General features: G+C 33.4%; 17 protein-coding genes. 8 read left to right on the top strand and 9 right to left on the bottom strand.

Annotated features, from left to right (window positions below; genetic code table 11):
• The first annotated feature begins 11 nt into the window (after window positions 1-11).
• The 4 genes from ASG22_RS11040 (at window position 12) to ASG22_RS11025 (ending at window position 5,443) form a co-directional block, all read left to right on the top strand.
• On the top strand, window positions 12-551 hold the full coding sequence (locus ASG22_RS11040; protein ID WP_055984135.1) for a TlpA family protein disulfide reductase: 540 nt from the start codon (window positions 12-14) through the stop codon (window positions 549-551).
• Between the two features lie 83 nt (window positions 552-634).
• Window positions 635-982 (top strand): YkvA family protein, encoded by a 348-nt coding sequence (locus tag ASG22_RS11035; RefSeq protein ID WP_055984132.1) that lies wholly within the window; start codon window positions 635-637, stop codon window positions 980-982.
• A gap of 206 nt (window positions 983-1,188) precedes the next feature.
• Complete coding sequence (pyrF, locus tag ASG22_RS11030) at window positions 1,189-2,556, top strand: orotidine-5'-phosphate decarboxylase (protein WP_055984129.1); 1,368 nt, start codon at window positions 1,189-1,191, stop codon at window positions 2,554-2,556.
• Window positions 2,557-2,626: 70 nt separating this feature from the next.
• Window positions 2,627-5,443, top strand: coding sequence for an aminopeptidase (locus ASG22_RS11025; RefSeq protein ID WP_238586904.1), 2,817 nt, complete (start codon window positions 2,627-2,629; stop codon window positions 5,441-5,443).
• Between the two features lie 82 nt (window positions 5,444-5,525).
• Here the strand turns inward: ASG22_RS11025 and ASG22_RS11020 are convergent, their stop codons facing one another.
• A complete protein-coding gene (locus tag ASG22_RS11020; RefSeq protein ID WP_055984123.1) occupies window positions 5,526-6,266 on the bottom strand; it encodes a T9SS type A sorting domain-containing protein in 741 nt (246 codons plus the stop codon).
• A 186-nt stretch (window positions 6,267-6,452) separates the two neighbouring features.
• On the opposite strand from ASG22_RS11020, the gene ASG22_RS11015 reads away from it, so the two are divergent.
• Window positions 6,453-9,665, top strand: a complete 3,213-nt coding sequence (locus tag ASG22_RS11015; protein ID WP_055984120.1) for a hypothetical protein — start codon at window positions 6,453-6,455, stop codon at window positions 9,663-9,665.
• Between the two features lie 84 nt (window positions 9,666-9,749).
• On the opposite strand, the gene ASG22_RS11010 is transcribed toward ASG22_RS11015, so the two are convergent.
• Entirely contained in the window at window positions 9,750-11,528 is a 1,779-nt protein-coding gene (locus tag ASG22_RS11010) for a T9SS type A sorting domain-containing protein (protein ID WP_055984117.1), read from the bottom strand.
• A gap of 200 nt (window positions 11,529-11,728) precedes the next feature.
• Between ASG22_RS11010 and dusB the strand changes: the two genes are divergently transcribed.
• Window positions 11,729-12,727, top strand: a complete 999-nt coding sequence (gene dusB / locus ASG22_RS11005) for a tRNA dihydrouridine synthase DusB (RefSeq protein WP_055984115.1) — start codon at window positions 11,729-11,731, stop codon at window positions 12,725-12,727.
• Between the two features lie 57 nt (window positions 12,728-12,784).
• Here the strand turns inward: dusB and deoC are convergent, their stop codons facing one another.
• The 5 genes from deoC to ASG22_RS10980 form a co-directional block, all read right to left on the bottom strand.
• A complete protein-coding gene (deoC, locus tag ASG22_RS11000) occupies window positions 12,785-13,531 on the bottom strand; it encodes a deoxyribose-phosphate aldolase (protein WP_055984112.1) in 747 nt (248 codons plus the stop codon).
• A 3-nt stretch (window positions 13,532-13,534) separates the two neighbouring features.
• A complete protein-coding gene (locus tag ASG22_RS10995; protein ID WP_055984109.1) occupies window positions 13,535-14,005 on the bottom strand; it encodes an Lrp/AsnC ligand binding domain-containing protein in 471 nt (156 codons plus the stop codon).
• Between the two features lie 29 nt (window positions 14,006-14,034).
• Window positions 14,035-14,970 carry an endonuclease/exonuclease/phosphatase family protein gene (locus ASG22_RS10990; protein WP_055984107.1) on the bottom strand — a complete coding sequence of 312 codons (936 nt, stop codon included), beginning with the start codon at window positions 14,968-14,970 and terminating at the stop codon, window positions 14,035-14,037.
• A gap of 377 nt (window positions 14,971-15,347) precedes the next feature.
• Window positions 15,348-16,025: a tRNA (guanosine(37)-N1)-methyltransferase TrmD gene (gene trmD, locus ASG22_RS10985; RefSeq protein WP_055984105.1), complete on the bottom strand. Its 678-nt coding sequence runs from the start codon at window positions 16,023-16,025 to the stop codon at window positions 15,348-15,350.
• Window positions 16,022-17,281 carry an NAD(P)/FAD-dependent oxidoreductase gene (locus ASG22_RS10980; protein WP_055984103.1) on the bottom strand — a complete coding sequence of 420 codons (1,260 nt, stop codon included), beginning with the start codon at window positions 17,279-17,281 and terminating at the stop codon, window positions 16,022-16,024. The genes trmD and ASG22_RS10980 overlap by 4 nt, the downstream gene beginning before the upstream one ends.
• Before the next feature lie 73 nt (window positions 17,282-17,354).
• Here ASG22_RS10980 and ASG22_RS10975 point away from each other — a divergent pair, with 73 nt between their 5' ends.
• The gene (locus ASG22_RS10975; protein WP_185113807.1) at window positions 17,355-18,206 is read left to right on the top strand and encodes a glycoside hydrolase family 25 protein; all 852 of its coding nucleotides are present in this window, start codon (window positions 17,355-17,357) and stop codon (window positions 18,204-18,206) included.
• Here the strand turns inward: ASG22_RS10975 and ASG22_RS10970 are convergent.
• Both ASG22_RS10970 and ASG22_RS10965 read right to left on the bottom strand, forming a co-directional pair.
• Complete coding sequence (locus ASG22_RS10970; RefSeq protein WP_055984100.1) at window positions 18,203-19,336, bottom strand: hypothetical protein; 1,134 nt, start codon at window positions 19,334-19,336, stop codon at window positions 18,203-18,205. The two genes, ASG22_RS10975 and ASG22_RS10970, sit on opposite strands and share 4 nt — an antisense overlap.
• A 46-nt stretch (window positions 19,337-19,382) precedes the next feature.
• Window positions 19,383-19,898, bottom strand: coding sequence for a DUF1761 domain-containing protein (locus ASG22_RS10965; protein WP_055984097.1), 516 nt, complete (start codon window positions 19,896-19,898; stop codon window positions 19,383-19,385).
• A 247-nt stretch (window positions 19,899-20,145) separates the two neighbouring features.
• Between ASG22_RS10965 and ASG22_RS10960 the strand changes: the two genes are divergently transcribed.
• The gene (locus ASG22_RS10960) at window positions 20,146-22,029 is read left to right on the top strand and encodes an ABC-F family ATP-binding cassette domain-containing protein (protein WP_055984094.1); all 1,884 of its coding nucleotides are present in this window, start codon (window positions 20,146-20,148) and stop codon (window positions 22,027-22,029) included.
• The last annotated feature ends 109 nt before the right edge of the window (window positions 22,030-22,138 follow it).

Genomic DNA, 22,138 nt, shown 5'->3' with positions numbered 1-22,138 from the left:
AAAAAGTAAAAATGAAAAAAAACATAATTTATCTTGTATTAATCGTCATTATCGGCGCAATTGCTTTCGTTCCCGGAGTGAAAGACAAATTGAAAGATATGTTCTTTCCGATTGCAACGATTGAAAATGCAGTTCATATCAGCGATGAAGATTATGATATAGAATTGAAAGGAATCAATGCGCCAAGTACCAATCTTAAAAACTTCAAAGACAAAGCAATCTTTTTAAATTTTTGGGGAACCTGGTGTCCGCCTTGTAGAAAAGAGTGGCCATCTATTCAGAAATTATACGATACAAGAAAAGATCATGTAGATTTTGTTCTTATTGCAATGAATGACCAGGAAGATGCCGTGAGAAAATTTTTAAAAGAAAATAATTACAACGTTCCTGTTTATATTGCCCAAAGTCCGATTTCAGAAAAAATACTTCCAAAAGTCTTCCCTACAACCTATCTTTTAGATAAGAACGGGAGAATTTTAATAAAAGAAGATGCATCAAGAGATTGGAACACAGAATCTACACATCAGTTTATTGATAATATTATTAAGTAATTTTTAACTAAATTTTATGTTTAGTTGGTACAGAATTTGCGAAATTTGTAGTGTAAAAAGAAATTATTTAACGCAAACACAAAATGAAGTATTCAAAATTAAATTTAGCAAAAGAAGCCATCAGTCATAAAGGTTTTGTAAAAAAAATTCCTGATATTTTCAGAATGGTAAAAATGTGGAGAAAGGGCGATTACCCAGTAAAATCACTCGACATTATTTTACCCTTATTAGGGCTGTTGTATGTAATTTCACCCATAGATCTGCTGCCTGAAATCGCAGTTCCCGTAATAGGAGTTTTGGATGATCTTGCAGTTTTATCGATTACTATTCCTAAACTGATAAGAGAAGTAGATAAATTTTTGCTTTGGGAAGCCGAACAGAAATTCAGCACCGGCAATACTAAAATAATTGATGCTGAAATTATAAAATAATAAAAAACATTCCAAAAAGGAATGTTTTTTTGTAAATGGTAAATGCTCAATTTTCCTTTCAGTGAATTTTAAAACCTTATAAATAGTAATCAAGTTAAAATTACCCCAATTTTTTTCAAAGTCAAATTGATTTGCTAAGCAAAATTCACTATTGACAATTGATTTTATTCTCAATTTCTTAAATTTGCAACATCTAATAAAAAATAATGGAAAGTAAAAAAGAATTCTTTTTGGAGTGCTATAAATTAGGCATCATTAAATTCGGAAGATTTACCTTAAAAAGCGGAATTGAAAGTCCGTTTTATGTAGATTTAAGACCTTTAGCTTCAGATCCAAAAATTTTGAAAAATTTGGCTAATTATTTATTGGAAATGCTTCCTCTTGATAATTTTGATCTGATCTGTGGAGTTCCTTATGCTGCACTTCCGATGGCTACGGCGATGTCTCTGGAAAGCTATATTCCATTAATTATTAAAAGAAAAGAAGCCAAGAACTACGGAACTAAAAAACTAATTGAAGGTATTTATCAGAAAGGACAAAACTGTCTTTTGGTAGAAGATGTAATTACTTCAGGAAAATCTTTGATAGAAACCATCGCAGAAGTTGAGCAGGAAGACTTAAAAGTTGCCGATATTGTTGTTGTTTTAGACAGAGAACAAGGTGGAAAACAGCTTCTTGAAAGCAAAGGATACAAGGTTCATACGCTTTTCAATATTTCAGAAGTTTGCGAAATTCTTCAGGAAAACGGAGAATTATCTGATGAAGAGGTTAAAAGAATTCAGGATTTTCTACAGGGAAATCATATTCAGTTTGAAGAAAAAATCAGACCTTCTTATGAGCAGAAATTAGATACCGCTCAACATTCTGTTTCTAAAAAATTATTGGAAACTGCTTTGGCAAAACAATCCAATTTAATTGCTTCTGCAGACGTTACCACGACTCAGGAATTATTGGACTTGGCTGAAAAAGTTGGTCCGCATATCATTGCTTTAAAAACTCACATTGATATTATTTCTGATTTTGATTACGAAAAAACAATTGTCCCATTAAAAGCAATAGCTACAAAATATCAGTTCTTGTTAATGGAAGACAGAAAATTTGCAGACATTGGAAACACTCAGGAATTACAATTTACAAGCGGAGTTTTCAAAATTACAGATTGGGCAGATTTCGTGACTTCACAAGTTATTGGAGGTTTTGAATCTTTAGATTGTTTCAAAAATGTAGGTGTTGTGGCAATTATCGGCATGTCTTCGAAAGGAGCTTTAACGACAAGTGTCTACAGAGAAGAAGCATTGAAAGTGGCTTCATCACATCCAAATGTAATCGGAGGCGTTTCTCAAAATCAGCTTCCTGAAGAAATGTTGTTGTTTACTCCAGGTGTAAACTTAGCTGATTCAGGCGACGGAAAAGGACAGCAATATAATACTCCGGAACATGTTTTCAAAACACTTTACACCGATTTCATCATCGTTGGAAGAGGAATTTACAAGTCTGAGAATCCTGAACAGGCAGCATTGACTTATAAAAATGAAGGTTGGAAGGCATATTTGAGTTCTTTAACGAAAAAGTAATTTAAAGTTAAAATCAAAATTCAACAAATTTTATACAAAATAAGTTATATTTGAACTTTATCACTAGTATTTGAAAAAGGTTAGCATTTGTCTTATTTTGTTTTGGGGTGTTGTAGAGGTTTCTGCACAGAAAGACAGCATTTATATCGAAGCCAAATTGTCTTCAGATAAAAAGTTGCTCGATGTAAATGAAGAAATTACATATTACAACAACTCAGAAAAAGATCTTAACACTATAAAATTATTGAATTGGGTTTCTGCTTATAATAAGCGTGGAACTTCGTTGGTTTACAGAAAACTTGAAGACAGAAATACCGATTTGCATTTTGCAAAAAAAGAAGAGCTTGGTAAACTTTTAAGTTTACAGATAAAAAGTTCTGATCAGGAAATTCCTGTTACTACTACTTCCGACGAAAGTTTTTTTCTTCCTTTAAAAGAAGTTTTAAAACCCGGAGAAAAAATTAAATTACAGCTGCAATATCAGATTCAGCTTCCTGATAAACGATTTACAGGATACGGAACTTCTGATAAAAGTACAGCTCTAAAATATTTCTTTATTGTTCCGGATCGCTTTGATCCGGACAATATTTCCAAGAGAAATTACGCAGACATCGAAGAATCTGTGAGCTTCAATACATTTTGGACAGTCAATTTTGATCTTCCTGTTAATTATTTTATTGAAAGTAATCTTCAGCAGATTCAGATGAGCTCTTTTAAAGGATATCTGGATTCTGATCCTGAATTTTTAATTTCTCAAAACGAATATCCGTCAATTAACATAAATACGGAAGACATTCATACAGAAGTAAAATTCGGCTATAATCTAAAGCCTGAAGAAAAACAAAACTTAGAATTTTATCTTCCTCTACACTTAAAATTCATTAAAGAAAGAATCGGATCTATTCCTGAAAGAATTTTTATTTCTGAAAAATTTAGAAGTAAAGAAGATTTTTTTGGTAACAATGATATTAAATTCTGGAAATTCAGATTTCAATTATTTACTGAGGCTGAAAAAACCGATCTCGACTATTTCGGAATTGTTGCCAAAAAGATTTTAGATGAAAGCATTATTACTGATAAACAAGATTATCATTGGTTTAAAAGCGGCTTAAAATCGTATCTTGAAATTCAATATTTAAAGAAATTTTATGCCAATTCTAAATTATTGGGAAAATTGTCGGAAACTAAAATTTTCGGTGTAAAACCTTTGAAATTATTTCATGCTTCTGACGTAAAATTGATAGAACGTTATGGTTTGGCATATCAATACATTATGTCGCAAAACTTAGATCAGAAAATTGACGAAAAGTATGCTGTTTTAAGTAATTTTAATGACATGGCGATCAGCAGTTTTGAAACCGGAACTCTGTTTAATTATTCTGCCGACAAAATGGGCTATGAGAATTTTGACAACTTAGTTCAAAATTTTATTGCAAAAAACACTGATAAAAAAGTTGATCCGAGAGATTTTTTAAAAGAATTAGCTGAAAAAGATAAAAGAACAACCTATCTCTCTGAATTTTTACAACATAAAAACAGAGTCAACTTTACATTAAAAAGATTTAAAAAGGATGGTGATTCTTTGAATATTAAAATTCAGAAAAATACCGTAGCCAACATTCCTGTAAAGCTTCAGACTACATCTAAGGAAGGTGAGACGAAAGAATATTGGGCAGAAATGGATGAAAATGAAAAAACTAAAACCATTTCAATTCCTGCTTTGGAAACATATAAAATCACGCTGAATGATGATTATATCTTCCCTGAATCCAATTACAGAGATAATTTTCTTTATGCCAAAGGTTTCTTTTCCAACATGAGGAAAATCAAACTAAAACTAATCAAAGACATTCCGAATCCTGAATTCAATGAGATTTATGTAAGTCCGAGAATTCGATTTAATAATACCTATGACAAATTCTTAATTGGATTTAATTTTAAAAATCAATCTTTTTTTGATCAGAAATTTCTTTACTCGTTCACGCCAACTTACAGTACAGGAACGGGAAAACTAACGGGTTCAGGAGCAATCGCCTACTCTTTTCTGCCTGCTGAAAGTATTATCCGAAGTTTGACTTTTGGAGTTTCAGGATCATATTTTCATTATGATTATGATTTGGCATATCGTAAAGCTTCGATTTATTCAAATTTAAATTTCAGAAAAAATCCAAGAAGCACGGTGAGTCGCGGAATTGGATTTTCTTATAATTATTTTGAAAGGGATTTAAGTCAGCTAATGATTCGTAATAATGATTATGAGCGCTATAATCTTTGGAGTGCTGGTTATGGATATTCCGATAATCAAAGTATTCACGAAAAAAGTTTAAGCGTAAGTACGCAATGGATGGAAGATTTCAACAAAGTAAATGCAGAAGCTTTCTATCGTTGGGAATTTGCTCCGAAACAAAAACTGAGTGTGAGATTATTTGCAGGATATTTTATAAAAAATGATACCCGAAATAATACTTTTAATTATGGAATTTCAAGAGTTTCCGATTATTCTTTCTCCTATAATCTTTTAGGGCAAAGTGCAACCGGAGGAATTTTGTCACAGCAATACATTTTGGCAGACGGAGGTTTTAAATCTTTCATTCCGGGAACCGTTAACAAATGGATTACTTCTGTAAACATTGATACAAGTGTCTGGAAAATTTTCCATGTATACGCTGATGCGGGAGTTTATGACAATAAAAACAGACCAACAAAATTCATCTGGGACAGCGGTGTGAAAGTAAGGGTAATTCCTGACTTCCTTGAAATCTATTTCCCAATTCAGTCTTCTTTGGGTTTTGAACCTGGGTTTAAAGATTATGCAAAACGAATTCGATATACGTTGATTCTTAATCTGAATTCAGTTATTAATGCTGCACGAAGAGGCTGGTATTAAGAAAATTAACTTAGAAACATCTCTAAAAAGAAAAACCTCTGCTTTAATGAAACAGAGGTTTTATATTTTTTAGAAAAACTAATTAGTCTTTCAAGATTTTCTGAGAAACCGGTTGGTTGTTAACTGTACCTGTTACGATATAGTTCCCTTTTTGTAATTCAGAAACGCTTAAAGATTCATTTTCTTTTACAGAAGCTGTTTTTACAACTTGTCCGAACATGTTGTAAACTTTCACGTCTTTAGCTTGAGCTCCGAAAGTGATTTCGTTTGATTTAACGAAAGTGTTTTTAACAAAATCTGATTTTGCTTTTCCGAAATCTGCTACTGCCAAAGTACCAGATGTGTAAGTCACACCCAAAGATGTAATACGCAATTGAGTATTAGCTCCAATAACATTATTTCTAAAAGTAATAGATGTACCTGCAGTTATTCCAGAAATTGTATAAGTATTACCAGATAATGTAGCAGCTTGGTAAGCCCCCCCATTAATACGATATTGAACAGGAGGTGTGTAAGTAGCAACAGCATTGATCGTTAAAGAAGTAATAGTATTACCTGCAGAAGGAGTAATTGTAAAACTGTTACCATCACCTCCCGCAGCATCAGAATACATTCTGAAATTAGTACCGCTATTATAATATGCTGGAGCTGTAGTTGATGAATTCTGAGCTGCTACATAACTCAAATTTGCATCAAGATTTCCAGTTGTAATAAGAGCAGCATTAGCAAATCCTTGATTTGCCCATACATAATTAACTGTAGTTTGTGCATTGAAAGTTGCAGCTAATACTACTGCTGCAAATAAAGAATAAATTTTCTTCATGATTTAAAAATTTAATTATTAATAATTTACATAACAAAATTACGTGAATTTTTCAAAATTATATAATAATTGGATTAATTTTTTGTTAATAATACTAAATCCCCTGTTATTAACATTTTTTAGTTATTTTTACCAATTATTTTTAAAGATTTGCGGAATTTTTTTCTAATATTCGTCGCTTTTTTCATGGGCTTATTCTTAGGTAATGCTCAGATATTCACGTGGAAAAATCCAAATCTTCCCCAAGACAGTATACAGCAAGATAGCATAAGGCAAGACAGTATTCTTGCGTTTAAATTTGAGCAGGATATTTTTGCGAAAGATACCCTTGATTTCATTAAAACTCAAAACAGAATTATCGTAGATGAAGCTGTTCTTGCTAAAAATGATAAGAAGAGATTTTTAGGAGAATTAAATTCCAAAGGTTCCATTATTCGTGGGATCACTTTTGGTAACAATCAGGGGCAGTCGGTACAAAGTTCGATGGATTTGCAGATTTCAGGTCGGCTTTCGAAAGATGTTACTATTTTAGCCAGTATTTCAGATCACAATTTACCGATTCAGGCAGATGGATATACGCAGACTCTTGAAGAATTTGACAAGATCTATATGCAGCTTAATATTAAGGATAAATCTATTCTTAGAGCAGGACATCTTGATTTGGTAGAAGCTAAAAATTATTTCGCTAAATATCAGAGACGAAGCATGGGACTCGAATTTCAGACGGAATTCGGGAAGGATAATAAAACATTTGTCGATATTTCTGCAGGTGTTGCCCGAAGTGAATTTCATAGAATACGTTTTCAGGGTGTTGAAGGCAACCAGGGACCTTATCGCCTGAATGGTAAAAACGGCGAACAATTCATTACACTTATATCAGGTTCTGAACAGGTTTTTATTGACGGTATTCTGATGAAGCGTGGAGAAAATCAGGATTACATCATTAATTATAATACAGGAGAAGTAACTTTTACGAGTTTCCGACCGATTTTCCAACAGAATTTCATTACGATTTCTTATAACTATGCCAATAGAAATTATTCAAGATATTTATTTACCGGAAAATTAGAGCATAAGAGAGAAAAGCTTAAATTAGGCTTGAACTGGTTCATGGAAAATGACAATAAGAATGCCCCACTTTCATTGAATCTTTCTGCTGAAGACGAACAAATTCTTGCCAATGCCGGAAATAATCCTAATTTAATGTATGCCCCTTCCGGAGTCATTACCGAATATGATGTGAATAAAATTCTTTACCGTCTGGTTCAAAGTTCCGGAGGAAATTATTACGAATTTTCAACAGACCAGACACAGACGTTGTATACGGTTTCTTACACTTATTTCGGAGCGAATTTAGGAGAATATAAAATTACACAAACCACCAATAACGGACGTGTTTTTGAATACGTAGGTCCGAATATGGGAGATTACCGTGCGGTAAGAAAACTTCCTTCGCCTCAGAAATCGCAGGTCTATTCATTTAATTCTGAGTACTTGTTAAATAACGGAAAAATCGGAGCAGATATATCATTGAGTAATTATGACGTAAATTTATTTTCATCTAAAGATTCCGACCAGAATATCGGTTATGCATGGAGAGTTTTCGGTAATAAAACTTTCACCAAAAATAATTGGAAAGGAACTCCTAATTTCGAATATCAATATATTGACAGACAATTCCATATTTTAGACAGAATTAATGATGTGGAATTCTCCAGAGATTTCAACTTGGCTCAGGAATTCAGTGGTCATACACAAAACAGATTTATTTTCAGTTTCCTTAATAAATGGAATAATAAATCAACATTGAATTATAGGGTTAATTATCTTGATGAACAAGATACTTATAAAGGAATTAAAAATGATCTTGATTTTGGCTGGATTACAGGTAAATTTTTCACAAAAGGAAATCTTTCTTATCTAAATACCAATGCTACTCTTCAGGACACCAAATTTATCCGAGGCGGAGTTTCTACCGAATTTACAGGTAAAAAAGGAAGTTGGGCACTTGGTGGAAGCATGGAACACAACGAAAAGAAATATAACGATACTCAATTAATGGATGTCACAAGTTTCAGCTGGAAAGAAATTTTTGTTCAGAAAAAAATCGGCGACAGTACAAGAACCAAATTATTGGCAAAAGTTTACATGAGAGACAACGATTCCGTTCGTGATAACAGACTGCAAAGCATGAATAATATTCTTGGTTTTATGGCAGAGAGTCAGCTCATCAAAACTGAAAAAACAACGTTAAACGTACTCCTCCACTACAGAAAATTCTTTTATCAGAATCAGGATGTTGATGTATCAAGAAACAATGATTTTGTAGTCGGAAATATACTGTATAATCAACAGCTTTTCAGAAACGGGATGCGTTTGCAGGCTTTCTATGAATTAGGAAACGGACAGGAAGCGCAGAGAGAATTTCAGTATATTAAAGTGACGGATGGACAGGGAATTTACAAATGGACGGATTACAACGGCGACGGAGTTCAGCAGCTTGATGAATTTGAAATTGCCGAATATTCAGATTTAGCGCAATACATCAGAGTATATACCAATTCTGTACGGTATATTGCTTCCAATAAAAATAAAATTCAGTTGGCATTATTTGTTAACCCTTCTATAGTATTTAATTCTGAAAACAAGTTTTTAAAGCGCTGGAATTTTAACGTCTCATTAAATTCACAAAACTCATTTTATAAAAAAGATCAGGTATTGGTTTTAAATCCGTTTGAAAAAAATGCAGATCAGATTCTTAAAAATCAAAATATTCTGGCATCAGTACAGTTCAGCCCTACAGACAAATCCGGCTGGAACGGAAATTACCGTTTTATCTCTAATGATAACCTCATCAATGCCAATTTCAGTAATGAAGAAAGAGAGCAAACGTCACATTTCTTAAATATCGGATATTGGTTTAATAAAGAATTCAGGGTAGATTGGGAAAACTCGGTGCACGATATTCAGAATTCTTCGCAATTGTTTGCATCAAGAGATTTCCGTCTGAATAATCTTGAAACCAAGCCAAAAGCGACGTATAAATTTACAGATGCCATTCAGGCAGAACTTTCTTCTGCTTTCAGACAAAAAGAAAGAGTGGATGGTGAAGAACTTTTAAAAGCTTTTGACGTTACCGGGACCATTCAGTGGGAGCGCAAGAAGACGACGATTAGGGGAAATTTCTCTTTTATCAACAATAATTTTACCGGAAACAATTTCAGTATTGTCGGAAACCAGATGTTGGACGGATTAAAACCAGGGAAAAACCAGGTTTGGAGTGTCTTCATTCAGCAGGCAATTAATTCATTCTTACAGTTAAACTTAAATTATGAAGGTAGGAATTCCGGTGACAGAACGATCCATATCGGAAGTATGCAGGTGAAAGCGAGCTTCTAACCTTTCAATATTAACTATAGAACATTCAAAATATAAAAACCCCGACATTAATCGGGGTTTTGCAATGTTTAATTATAATAAGTCTTATTTTTTAATAATTTTCAATGATTGAGAATCTTTGTCAGAATTCACTTTTAAGATGTAAAGTCCGGCAGGAAGTCTGCTCATATTTACAGAACCTTTTTCCGCATTGATGGTTTCATTAATTAACTGTTGGCCTGTTACGTTATATACTTCAACATTTCTGATTTTTCTGTCATAATTAATATGCACAAAATCAACAACAGGGTTTGGATAAAAACTGATTTGATTTTTGCCGGCTGCAAGGTCCTGAGTTCCCAGAACAATTGCTGTAAATTCATAACTGCCAAGATCCGGAGTTGTTGCATTCCTTGTCACTCCATCTGCATCTACAGTTACACCTGCAACCGCAGTTCCTTTATTATCAAGAGCAGCATTTCCTGATGTTGCTATATGAAAATCAGAAGCTGATACAAATGTCGGAGAAACATTGATAGAATTAACATTTCCTCCGAATCCTGTCTGAAGATTAGCTAAAGTTGCTCTTGCAGAACCAATGTATGCAAGATTTGCTCCCGTCGTAAAATAATCATTATTATCAATATTAGAAAAAACAGTATTTGCACCTCCTGAGTAAATTGTATATCTATCTCCTGCTTGCGTCTGTTTGTTTATGAAAATATTATTTCTAACATCAATTGATCCCGTAGCCGTAACAGTACTAATAATATTTAAAGCAGAAGGTCTTCCCGCATTCGTCTGGTTGGTATCCATAACTACAGTATTATAGTAAAGCTTAAAACCACCACCGTTACCAAGTACGATACCGTTTCCGTTATCAGCCAATCCGCCACCTAAAGAATATCCTGTACCAGCAATATCATTGATGATATTATTATAAATTAACAAGTTGGATGCTGCAACATTTGAATTAATATAAAGTCCCACAGCTCCATAGCCTGAAGTATTAGGTTGTTTAATATCTGAAATTCTATTTTTGAATATTGTACCGTTGGTTACTGCAGCACCAATTAAAATTCCTTGTGTTGTATTGGTTGAAGCTGCCGGAAGAGCAACTCCGGTAATTGTATTTCCACTTACCTCAAAGTTTTTAGCATTTTGTACGGCAATACCTCTATACAACATTTTATCTGCTGCAACTGTAGAACCAATCACATTATTTCTAATGATCCATCCTGTATCTGTATTGGTCGCGTTTCCGATTGCAAAAATACCGTTCTGAGCTCTCACAAATGTATTGTTGATTGCCGAGAAATTGTTATTAGAAAATTCAGCCGCTCCTAAAGTTGTTCCTGAAACAATGATACCTCCAATGGTTCCTGTTCCCGAAGATCCGGCAAAATTTGTATTTCTGATGGCTATATTTTCGGAACCATTAGTAAGCGTACTTGCCACCCAAAGCACCACGGGCGTCGTTCCTGTTGTCGCAACAAAAGTATTACTGATCGTTAAATTTCTTGAAGAAGTTGCATTATTACTCCCCTCAATTGTTACATTATCTGCCCCATTGAATTTAATCGTAGCAACAGTGTCAGTACTTGTAATGGTAGCATTCACTCCTGTTGCAGGTTTTATTAAAACTGAAGTATAACTTACTGTTCCTCCACTTGCATTCAATACTGCAGAAGCTGTTTCTGTAGTATTTGCTGTAACGTTGATGGTAATTGCTCCCTGGTGGGTGCCTGCATTAATAGCATCAAATGCCCCTTTTAATGTAGTATAGGTTCCTGTCGTCGTTCCGGCTGTTGCCGTAAGACTAATCTGCGCATTCAAATTTGCGGCGGCTACGGTTGTAATTAAACAAAATAGAATTTTTTTCATAAATAATTATTTAGATTACTAAATATATATAAAAAATCACTAACGAAAGATGAAAATTTAAATAAAAAATATAAATTTAATGAATAAAAATTAAACAAAAATTCACAAACTATGTTAAATACTAAGTAAAATAGTAAAACAGTATAATTTTAAAAGAGACTAAAAATCAGAGGTTTTAAAAAAAATTGTACCTTTGCACCATGATAAAAATAGGCAATATAGAACTGCCGGAATTTCCGCTTTTGTTGGCTCCTATGGAAGACGTAAGCGATCCTCCATTCAGAAGATTATGTAAAATGCATGGTGCAGATTTAATGTATTCAGAATTTATTTCTTCTGAAGGACTGATTCGTGATGCCATGAAAAGCAGAAAAAAACTGGATATTTTTGATTACGAGAGACCCGTAGGGATACAGATTTTCGGTGGAGATGAAGAAGCAATGGCAATGTCTGCAAGAATTGTGGAAACTGTAAATCCCGATTTAGTTGATATTAATTTCGGATGTCCTGTAAAAAAAGTAGTATGCAAAGGCGCAGGAGCTGGCGTATTGAAAGATATTGATCTGATGGTTCGCCTTACAAAAGCTGTTGTACGTTCTACAAGTCTGCCTGTGACGGTAAAAACACGTTTGGGCTGGGACAGTAATTCGATTAATATTGATGAAGTAGCAGAACGTCTGCAAGAAACAGGAATTAAAGCATTGACAATCCATGCCAGAACGCGTGGACAAATGTATAAAGGTGAAGCCGACTGGAATCATATTTCAAGAATTAAACAAAATCCTAATATTGAAATTCCTATTTTTGGTAACGGTGATATAGATTCTCCTGAAAAAGCATTAGAATACAAACAAAAATACGCTTGCGACGGCATTATGATCGGTCGTGCGGCGATTGGTTATCCTTGGATTTTTAACGAAATCAAACATTTTTTTAATACTGGAGAACATTTGCCGGCACCTACTGTTTCAGACAGATTATTAGCCGTTCGCCAACACGCAGAATGGAGCACAGAATGGAAGGGTGAAAAGTTAGGATTAATTGAAATGAGACAACATTACAGTAATTATTTCCGTGGAGTCCCTCATTTTAAAGATTTCAGAAGAAAATTTTTAGAAGTATTCACTTTAGAAGAAATGGATGCTTTAATAAAAGAAACTGAAGAATTTTATTTAGAATATTTTGCACAACAGGCATAAAATACAAAACCATCAAAATTATTTGATGGTTTTTATTTTTAGTAATTCGTTTGCTTTTTAATATCCTTCAGAAACAGAATCATTTTTAATCAAAGCTAATGCAGATGAAGTTCCGATTCTCCTCACTCCAAGGTTGATCATTTTTTCTGCATCTTCAGGTGTTCTTACTCCACCTGCGGCCTTTACAGGAAGTTTTCCTGCGTTATCAAGCATAATTTTAATTCCTTCAAAAGTTGCTCCGTTTGGTTTTCCCTCAGCAGTTTCATAAAATCCTGTCGAAGATTTCACAAAAATTTTAGCTAAATCTTCCTCAGAGAAATTTTCTTCTGCCCAATTGGAAATATTTTTAGTAAGATCTGCAATTTGTTCATCAGCTAAAGCAGCAATTTCAATAATCCATTTTGCAATTTTATGATGTTGTAAACATAACTGTGTACATTTTACAAATTCATTTTTTACTACCTCTAAGTCTCCTTTCTGATAAGCAGTATAATTAATCACAAAATCAAGTTCATCGGCTCCGTCTGCAATCGCTTTTGAAGCTTCTGAAAGTTTTTCATCCACAGAATAAGTTCCTTCATGGAAACCTATTACCGTTCCTACTACAACATTTGAGCTTCTCTCCTGAATATACTTTTTAATTTCCGCAACATAATCCGGACGAATCATCACGGCAAAAATTCCGTTATCAATCGCTTCCTGCGTTAAATCTTTATTTTTCTGTAGAGTTTCTTCATCCGAAAGCCCCGACTGTGCCGGAGTTTTCAGGTAAGTTGAATCCAAATATTGAGCAATATTCATAATCTGTTATACTTTCAATTGTCTGTAAATACCTTGTTCCAAAGATATGAAAGTTTCTGTTCTTGTCACCCCTTTCAGCTTCTGAAGTTTGCTCAGAATCTGCATCAAGTGATCATTATCTTTACAAAGAACTTTCAGGAAAATAGTATAATTACCTGTGGTATAATGAGCCTCAACGACCTCGTTAATGTCTTTTAATGATTTTACTACGTCAGGATAATGACTTGGCTGATCCAAAAATACTCCAATGTAAGAAATTACTTTATAGCCAATTTTTTTGGGATTCAAGAAGGAAATTGAATTTTCGATAACGCCCGCCTGCTCCATCTTTTTTATTCTTTGGTGTACGGCAGTGGTTGAAATCCCCACATTTTTTGAGATATGTGCTAATGATGTTTTGGCATTATCCATCAACATATAGATAATCTCTTTGTCAATTGAATCTAAATTGTAGCTTGTGTTGTTTGAATTTTTCATGTTCTAAACTTTTTTTACTATTTATGTTTTTACTTTAATTTAAATTTCACGAAAACGGGAAAATGATCGCTGTAACCTCCCAAATACCTTGTGCCTACATAGGTTCGAAAGGGTCTACCTGCAAATTCCCTATCACGACTGCTGATTTTTTCAGAATTAAATATTCCTGCATTCTGAAAAGCCAGAACCCTATCATCGTTGAAGAAAGACTTCGATAATATGATCTGATCAAACAACAGACCCGATTTATAATGAAAAGTAGAATAATTTCTTGTGGAAAATAATTGCTGAAAAGGATTTTCTAAAACCTTTATGTGCGAATCATCGTAGAGAATTTTCACTAAATTTTCATCATCTGGATTTTCGTTAAAATCACCACACAAAATTATATGTTCATTCTCTTTATTCGCAATATTTAAAATCCGTTTCCGGATTTCATCAAGTATAAAAGTTCTTTTTGGTTTATTAACATCTTTCTCACGCTGTGAGGGAAGGTGCGCTATAAAAACATTAATAACCTCGCCTTTATATTTTACTTTTGAATAAAGTACATCTCTTGTTGTGTCGTAATATTCTGTGTTTTTATCTTTTATTTCAAAGAAGAATGTAATAGGTTCTGAGTCTATCACTTCCACCTTGTTCTTATTATAAATCATTGCTACATCTACCTTTCTTTCATCCATAGAATTATAATGCACAATTCCGTATTCTGAATTAAAAGGTTCCATCTTCACAAGATCTTCCAAAACTTTCCTTCCGGAAACTTCGGAGAGACCGATCATAAAAGGCAATTCGCCATTTTCCTCCTTCATTAGCTCAAAAACATGTGATACCTTAAAAAGCTTGTTCTGATATCTTCGCTCATCCCAATTTCTAAGCCCTGATATTGTAGGGTCTAATTTATGCCTTGGCTTGGGATCCGGTAAAAATAAATTTTCAACATTATAAAAACTGAACAGCTCCATCAATATGGTAATTCTAAAATTATTTAAAATTCACATCCTAATTCCAAAATGTAAATTTATTGTTTTTTTTCACAAATCATTACTTATTTTATAAAATTTTCAAATTAATTTCATATTCAACACGTAGCAATTCACTGAATACTTTAAACATTAATTGAAAATATCATGTACATTTTCAACCATAACAAGATTTTATTAATTAAATCGAAAATTAAAAAATTCTAAAAAAATCAATTTTCAATAAATAAAAAACACTAATTAGTGAAAATTTAAGTTAATTTTCAACCAAAAGCCATTATACGAAAAATATTAACCATCGTTAGTAAATCACCACAAAATAATGAAAGCTAAATCTTAGATTTAATTAAATTCAGTAATTATTTATCTAATAAATCGGGTCTTTTTTCACTTGTGATTCTTACCGCTTCATCGTGACGCCACTCTTCTATTTTAGCAGAATTACCGCTTAAAAGGATTTTCGGAACCTCTAATCCTTTGTAAACTTCGGGTCTTGTATAAATGGGAGGCGATAACAAATCATCCTGAAAACTGTCTGTTAATGCACTTTGCTCATCATTCAAAACGCCCGGAAGCAATCGAATGATAGAATCTGCAAGCACACAAGCCGCCAATTCTCCGCCCGTAAGAACGTAATCTCCGATAGAAATTTCTTTAGTAATATGAAGATCTCTCACACGCTGATCAATTCCTTTGTAATGACCGCATAAAAAGATCAGATTTTTTTTTATGGAAAGTGTATTGGCTATTTTTTGATTTAGAGTAATTCCATCAGGCGTAAGATAAATGACCTCATCATATTCTCTCTGAGATTTCAACTCGGAAATACATTTATCCAAAGGTTCGATCATCATTACCATTCCTGCGCCCCCGCCGTAAGGTTCATCATCGATTTGTCTGTGTTTGTTGATCGACCAATCTCTCAGTTGGTGAAAATGCACTTCTGCCAACCCTTTATCCATTGCTCTTCTTAAAATAGAAGTTTGAAACGGACTTTCCATCAATTCCGGAAGTACGCTTATAATATCAATTCTCATTGTAATGTTCCGTTTTTCTTAGTTTGCGAAATTATTAGTCTTAAAGATGAATCTTTGTTGAAGTAGCTCCACATCCAGTTGAAAAATACTGCCAGTTTATTTCTTACGCTCAAAATCAACATTAAGTGTAAAAACATCCAGAAATACCATGCAAAAAATCCCTGAAATTTAATGAACGGTAAATCTACAACTGCCCTGTGTTTTCCAATGGTTGCTAATGAACCCTTGTCGTCGTATTCATACTCCGTCCAGTCATTTATTTTCTTTAAAAAATTTCTGCCTAAATTTTTTGCCTGATTAATCGCTACATTGGCAACCTGCGGGTGACCCTGCGGATATTTTGGAGTTTCCATATAAGAAATATCCCCGATTGCATATATATTGTCGTAGCCTTTTATTTTGTTATATCGATCTACTTTGTATCTGTTTTTCACTAAATTTTCTTCAGGAAAACCATTCACTACATTTCCCGTAACTCCGGCTGCCCAGATTACATTGTTTGAAGGAATTGTTTTTCCGCTCTTCATAAATACTTTATCACCGTCATAATCCGTCACATATTCCTGACTCAGAAAAGTAACCCCCAGATCTTTCAGATATTCCTCAGATTTTTCCTGCGCTTCCTGGCTCATTACTGCCAACGGTTTTTCCGTTGAGCTTATTAAAATAATTTGAAGATGATCAAAATTCATGTAGGGATAGTCTCTCGGAAGAATTTCTTTTTTCATCTCGGCGAAAGCACCGGCTAATTCTACTCCGGTCGGCCCGCTTCCTACTATGACAATATTCCAGTTTCCATCGTCGCTTCGGCTTTTTTCAAGAATCAGCTTTTCAAAAGTTATTAAAATATGATTTCTGATGCTGATGGCTTCCTGTGTGTTTTTCATCCCGAAAGCTTTGCCCTCAAGATCTTTATTACCGAAAAAATTAGTTTTGCAACCCGTCGCAATCACCAGCTTATCATAACTGAATTCTGCTTCGTCGGTTATCACTTTATTATTGGCTGTATCGATTTCTTTAACTTCCGTTAAACGAAACTGTGTATTTCTGGAACGCTGAAAAATCTTTCTGAAAGGAAATGAAATATTGGAAGGTTCTATCCTCCCGCACGCTACCTGATAGAAAAGAGGCTGAAACATATGGTGATTCACCCTATCCAGAACAATCACTTTTTTGTTCTTGTTATTTAACGTTTTTGCAAGTTGCAGTCCCGCAAAACCTCCTCCTATGATGATGATCTTTTCGCGTGTTTCCATAGTAGACAAATTTACTGATTTTATTTAGCATTTAGAAGTGAAAAAAGTTAGTTTTGTAAAACTTTATTCAAGAATGTACAGCAAAAAAACCGCCAGAAAGATCCATAAAAAGCGCAGAAAAAATTATTTTTTCCGCCGAAAAGTGGTTTTGGTGATTTTGATTATTGCATTAATCGGAACAGGGTTATACCTAAAACAATCAATAAGTTACTATTACGCTTTATACTTTAATAAATTTACACATAAAAAGCTTCATAACAATGAAACGGAAACATTAAGAATCCAGAAAATTCTTTCTAATAATCTGGATAAAACGTATGGATTTGATGTTTCTCATTATCAAAATAAAGAAGATATTAAATGGGACAGTCTTACCATAGGAAATAAAACTATTCCTTTAGAATTTGTCGTGATGAGGGCAACAATGGGAAACCGTAATGCCGATAAACATTTTTCCGAATTCTGGAATCAGGCAAAAAAACAAAATTTGATTCGTGGTGCCTATCATTTTTACAGAGCTGATGAAGATCCTATTATTCAGGCAAATAATTTTCTTGAAAATGTAAAACTGGAAAGCGGTGATCTTCCGCCGATTCTGGATATTGAAAAGATTCCGAAACGTAAAACAAATAAAAAGTTAATTGAAGATTTAAAAGTCTGGTGCAAAATAGTAGAGGAAACGTACGGCGAAAAACCAATCATTTACACGTATTACCATTATTATAAAGATTTCTTAAAAGGTGAATTTGATGATTATCCGCTTTGGCTGGCCAATTACAATGATGTTCCTACTCCATCTCCTGATGCCGATTGGGATTTTTGGCAGTTTACAGAAAACGGAATCGTTCACGGCATCAATACCAAAGTAGATTTGGATATCTACAATGGAAATTTGTGGTCTTTGAAAATATTGACTTTAGATTAACTTTTAAAAGGTTTCCTTTGAATCCATTCTGTTTTGGGCGTGACAGATGTAAAAATTCTTTCTGTAAAGCGATTGAACAGAAAATTATTATGTTTCATTAATCCGAAAATTTCCACGGGTTCGGCTCCGATGGTAGATTTTATTTCCAATGCTGTTCTTCCGAAAATGATTCTTTTAAATTGATTATCAATTCCAAATTCTACCATATCAAGCAACATATTAAGATAGATTTGTTTTTCTTTTTGGAGTTGTTTATCATACCCTAAAAAATAAGTATCGATATCATCGTTATTTAAAATCAAAGTATAAAATCCTATTAATTTCTGTTCAGAAAAATATCCAAAGATTTTAAATTTTTCATTGATATTTTTCTTCATGCTTTCAAAATGATTTTCAGCAAGAAAAAAAGTATTGAAAGGGGCATTTTCAGCAACATTTTGATAAAGAATATTCATTTCTTTCTGATGCTTTTTTATTTCATCAAGATTTAATTCACGCTTATCAATTTCTGTTAATTTCTTCTTTGCCGATTTTGCTCTTGTCCTGTATTTTGTGGAAAAATCATTTAAATAATCATCAAAAATTTCCCAGTTATCTTTTAACTTCAACATCATCGTTGGTTGAACGGAAAATGTAAAATAATTTTTATACTTGTGATTTTTAAACTGTTTAATAAAACCTGACTGATAATCTTTATAAATAATCAAAGAGGTTTTCCTGATTTCTTTCTGCATTTTTTGCACCATAACTTCTAAAAGCGGAGCCACTTCTTCTAAAGTTATATTGTAGGTATCAAAGTAAAATCCGTTTTGTCCCGTCAGCATATTATTTCCCAAAATCATCACATCTTTACTGAACCGTCTCGCAAAAAAATTCCTGACATTACACCAAATCCTGTTTTTCTGAAAGGTAGAGTGATTCTGAAAGTTAAGATATTGGAATAATACACCGCCAATAAGATTATTCTCATAAAAGACTCCAATATAATAGCAATCCATATTCTCAGGTCTAGAGGATTCGAGTGCCTGAAAATATTCTTTAGAAAGCATAATATTATGATTTCCGATGAGGACATTCCAATTTTCAGGTAGATCGGAAACTGTTTGATAAATTTTTAAAATATATGACATAAAAAAGGCTACAACAAAAGTAGCCTTATCTTTTAAACCGTTAAAATTATTTTTGTGTCACCCAATGGAAACCATCTACTGCATACCATCCGCAGATAATTCCACCCATGATGGTAATCGTGATCGTCCAATAGGCAGAAGTGATCATTGTATATTTCCATGATTTTCTTTCAAACATTGCATTGATTGCAGTCAAGGGAAAAACAAATAAAAATCCCGCCATAAAAGAATGTAAAGCACCATGACCAAAAGATCGATAAGCTGATCCGTAATCTTTCATAAAAGCGTGATAAGAAGGATTCGCATTCATTTCATCACCACCGACCATTCCTAATGCACCGAATTGATGAATGGTAATAAATTGCAGGAATAGAGCCATTAACATTGACAAAATTACAGAAAAAACAAAAGCTCCAATCATCGAACCTTTCATTTTATCTTCTGTCAATCCCACTTCTTCCATCCATGATTTCCCGAATAGTCTCGGATGATACCATATAAATCCCATTAATAAAGGAATAAGAGCGGCAACGAAAATTGCCCAAAAGTTAATTTGTACCATAGTTTTAATTTTTAGTTATCTATAATAAAGCTACATTAAAAATCAATACAAAATATATTTACAGCATAATATCATTCATTAAAATAAAAATATCTTAATAAAAAATGCAGATAAAAACAAAATCAACAAAATATTATATCAATTACTAAATTCTATAAATCTCTTTGAACGACTCCTGACTTTAATTTTTATTTAAAATTTTTCTTGTTACATTTTCGTACTTTTGCACCACAAAATTTGGATATCAATGAATTACGTTGCGGCTGAGAATCTTACAAAATCTTACGGGATTAAAACTCTTTTTAAAAACATTTCTTTCAACATCAATGAAGGCGACAAAATTGCCATTGTTGCCAAAAACGGAAGCGGAAAATCTACTCTTCTGAAAATTTTAATGGGAAAAGAAATTGCAGACAGCGGAACTGTAGTAATTAACAAAGATATTCAGGTGGTTTTGTTTGATCAGGAAATTGATTTTGAATCTGATCTTACAATTGACGAATTTATGATGACCTTAGATTCTGCACCAATTTTAGCTTTAAAAAAATATCATCATGCCTTGCTGTCGGGAAATCCAGATGAGATGGAAACTGCACTGGCTGAAATGGAAATTCATAAAGCTTGGGATCTTGAAAATGAAATGAGCCAAATTCTGTCTCAGCTTAAAATCACAGATCTGTCCGCCAAAATGGGAATGCTTTCCGGAGGACAGATTAAACGTGTTGCTTTGGCAAAACTATTAACAGAAACCAGAGCAGAACACCGTCACACACTTTTGATTATGGATGAGCCAACCAACCACCTGGATGTGGAAATGGTAGAATGGCTTGAAAATTATTTGAATAAAGCAAAAATAACGCTTCTTTTGGTAACTCACGACCGTTATTTTTTGGATGCGGTTTGTGGAATTATCTGGGAAATGGAAGATCAAAATCTGTATTTCCATAATGGTTCTTATGCGACATATCTTGAAAATAAGATGATTCGTGAAGATAATATGAATTCCACGATTGATAAAGCACAAAATCTTTACAGAAAGGAATTGGAATGGATGCGAAGACAGCCGAAAGCGAGAACTACAAAATCTAAATCCAGACAGGATGACTTTTACGAAACTGAAAAAATAGCCAAAACCGATACCCGAAAAGAATCTTTGGAGCTTGATTTTGAAATGAAAAGATTGGGTAACAAAATTCTGGAACTTAAAGATATTTCTAAAAGTTATGGAGACAAATTATTGCTAAAAGATTTCAGTTATTCGTTCCAAAGAGGTGAAAAAGTAGGAATTGTAGGAAAAAACGGGGCTGGAAAATCTACTTTATTAAATATCATTCAAGGTTTTGAGCCTAAAGATTCCGGGGAAATTGAAACCGGAGAAACGATCAAATTCGGATATTTTTCTCAGAAAGGAGTAAAATATAAAGAAGACGAAAGAGTCATTGATTTCATCAGAGAAATTTCTGAAAACTTCCCATTAGCCAACGGAAGAACCATTTCTGCATCGCAGTTTTTAAGATTATTCTTATTTGATGATCAGACACAATATTCACCAATTTCTAAACTATCGGGAGGAGAAAAAAGAAGACTGCATTTGATGTATATTCTGTATCAGAATCCTAACTTTTTGATTTTTGATGAGCCGACGAATGACCTTGACCTTCCGACGTTGACGATTTTGGAAAATTTCTTGTTAAATTTCCAAGGAAGTTTGATTATTGTTTCCCACGACAGATATTTTATGGATCGTATTGTTGATCATATTTTAGCGTTTGAAGGAGAAGGAAAAATCAAAGATTTCATCGGAAACTTTTCAGAATACAGAGAAAATCTAAAATTAGAAGAGAAAAATCCTAAAACTGTGGTTGAGAAAAAAGTGGAAGCACCTGTTGTTGCCCCTACTCCAGTTCCAACACCACAAGCTCCGAAGAAAAAACTTTCTTTTAAAGAACAGCGTGAATTGGAAACGATTGAAAAAGAAATTCCTGAATTTGAAGAAAAAAGAGCTGCAATATTGGAACAACTCAATAATGAAGCTGACTACGAGAAAATATCAAAACTGTCTGCAGAACTGGAAAGTCTTTCAGAAAAACTTGAAAACCATGAAATGAGATGGTTGGAACTTCAGGATTAGAAATACAATTTAACATAACCGAGCTGTTCAGAAATGGACAGCTTTTTTATTCAAATTAACTGTGAAAATAGTCCTTAGATTAATTATTATTCCTATGTTTAGTGATTAA

Origin of the sequence: Chryseobacterium sp. Leaf405 (genome assembly GCF_001425355.1) — a bacterium.
Lineage (GTDB): Bacteria > Bacteroidota > Bacteroidia > Flavobacteriales > Weeksellaceae > Chryseobacterium.
The sequence above is the reverse complement of the archived record's forward strand: the minus strand, read 5'-3'. Positions and strand labels throughout refer to the sequence as shown.

What these genes read in the sequence shown, in the direction of transcription:
- ASG22_RS11040 (WP_055984135.1), top strand. Translation starts at nt 12, where the DNA reads ATGAAAAAAAACATAATTTATCTTGTATTAATCGTCATTATCGGCGCA.
- ASG22_RS11035 (WP_055984132.1), top strand. Translation starts at nt 635, where the DNA reads ATGAAGTATTCAAAATTAAATTTAGCAAAAGAAGCCATCAGTCATAAA.
- pyrF (WP_055984129.1), top strand. Translation starts at nt 1,189, where the DNA reads ATGGAAAGTAAAAAAGAATTCTTTTTGGAGTGCTATAAATTAGGCATC.
- ASG22_RS11020 (WP_055984123.1), bottom strand. Translation starts at nt 6,266, where the DNA reads ATGAAGAAAATTTATTCTTTATTTGCAGCAGTAGTATTAGCTGCAACT.
- ASG22_RS11015 (WP_055984120.1), top strand. Translation starts at nt 6,453, where the DNA reads ATGGGCTTATTCTTAGGTAATGCTCAGATATTCACGTGGAAAAATCCA.
- ASG22_RS11010 (WP_055984117.1), bottom strand. Translation starts at nt 11,528, where the DNA reads ATGAAAAAAATTCTATTTTGTTTAATTACAACCGTAGCCGCCGCAAAT.
- dusB (WP_055984115.1), top strand. Translation starts at nt 11,729, where the DNA reads ATGATAAAAATAGGCAATATAGAACTGCCGGAATTTCCGCTTTTGTTG.
- ASG22_RS10995 (WP_055984109.1), bottom strand. Translation starts at nt 14,005, where the DNA reads ATGAAAAATTCAAACAACACAAGCTACAATTTAGATTCAATTGACAAA.
- ASG22_RS10990 (WP_055984107.1), bottom strand. Translation starts at nt 14,970, where the DNA reads ATGGAGCTGTTCAGTTTTTATAATGTTGAAAATTTATTTTTACCGGAT.
- trmD (WP_055984105.1), bottom strand. Translation starts at nt 16,025, where the DNA reads ATGAGAATTGATATTATAAGCGTACTTCCGGAATTGATGGAAAGTCCG.
- ASG22_RS10980 (WP_055984103.1), bottom strand. Translation starts at nt 17,281, where the DNA reads ATGGAAACACGCGAAAAGATCATCATCATAGGAGGAGGTTTTGCGGGA.
- ASG22_RS10975 (WP_185113807.1), top strand. Translation starts at nt 17,355, where the DNA reads ATGTACAGCAAAAAAACCGCCAGAAAGATCCATAAAAAGCGCAGAAAA.
- ASG22_RS10970 (WP_055984100.1), bottom strand. Translation starts at nt 19,336, where the DNA reads ATGTCATATATTTTAAAAATTTATCAAACAGTTTCCGATCTACCTGAA.
- ASG22_RS10965 (WP_055984097.1), bottom strand. Translation starts at nt 19,898, where the DNA reads ATGGTACAAATTAACTTTTGGGCAATTTTCGTTGCCGCTCTTATTCCT.
- ASG22_RS10960 (WP_055984094.1), top strand. Translation starts at nt 20,146, where the DNA reads ATGAATTACGTTGCGGCTGAGAATCTTACAAAATCTTACGGGATTAAA.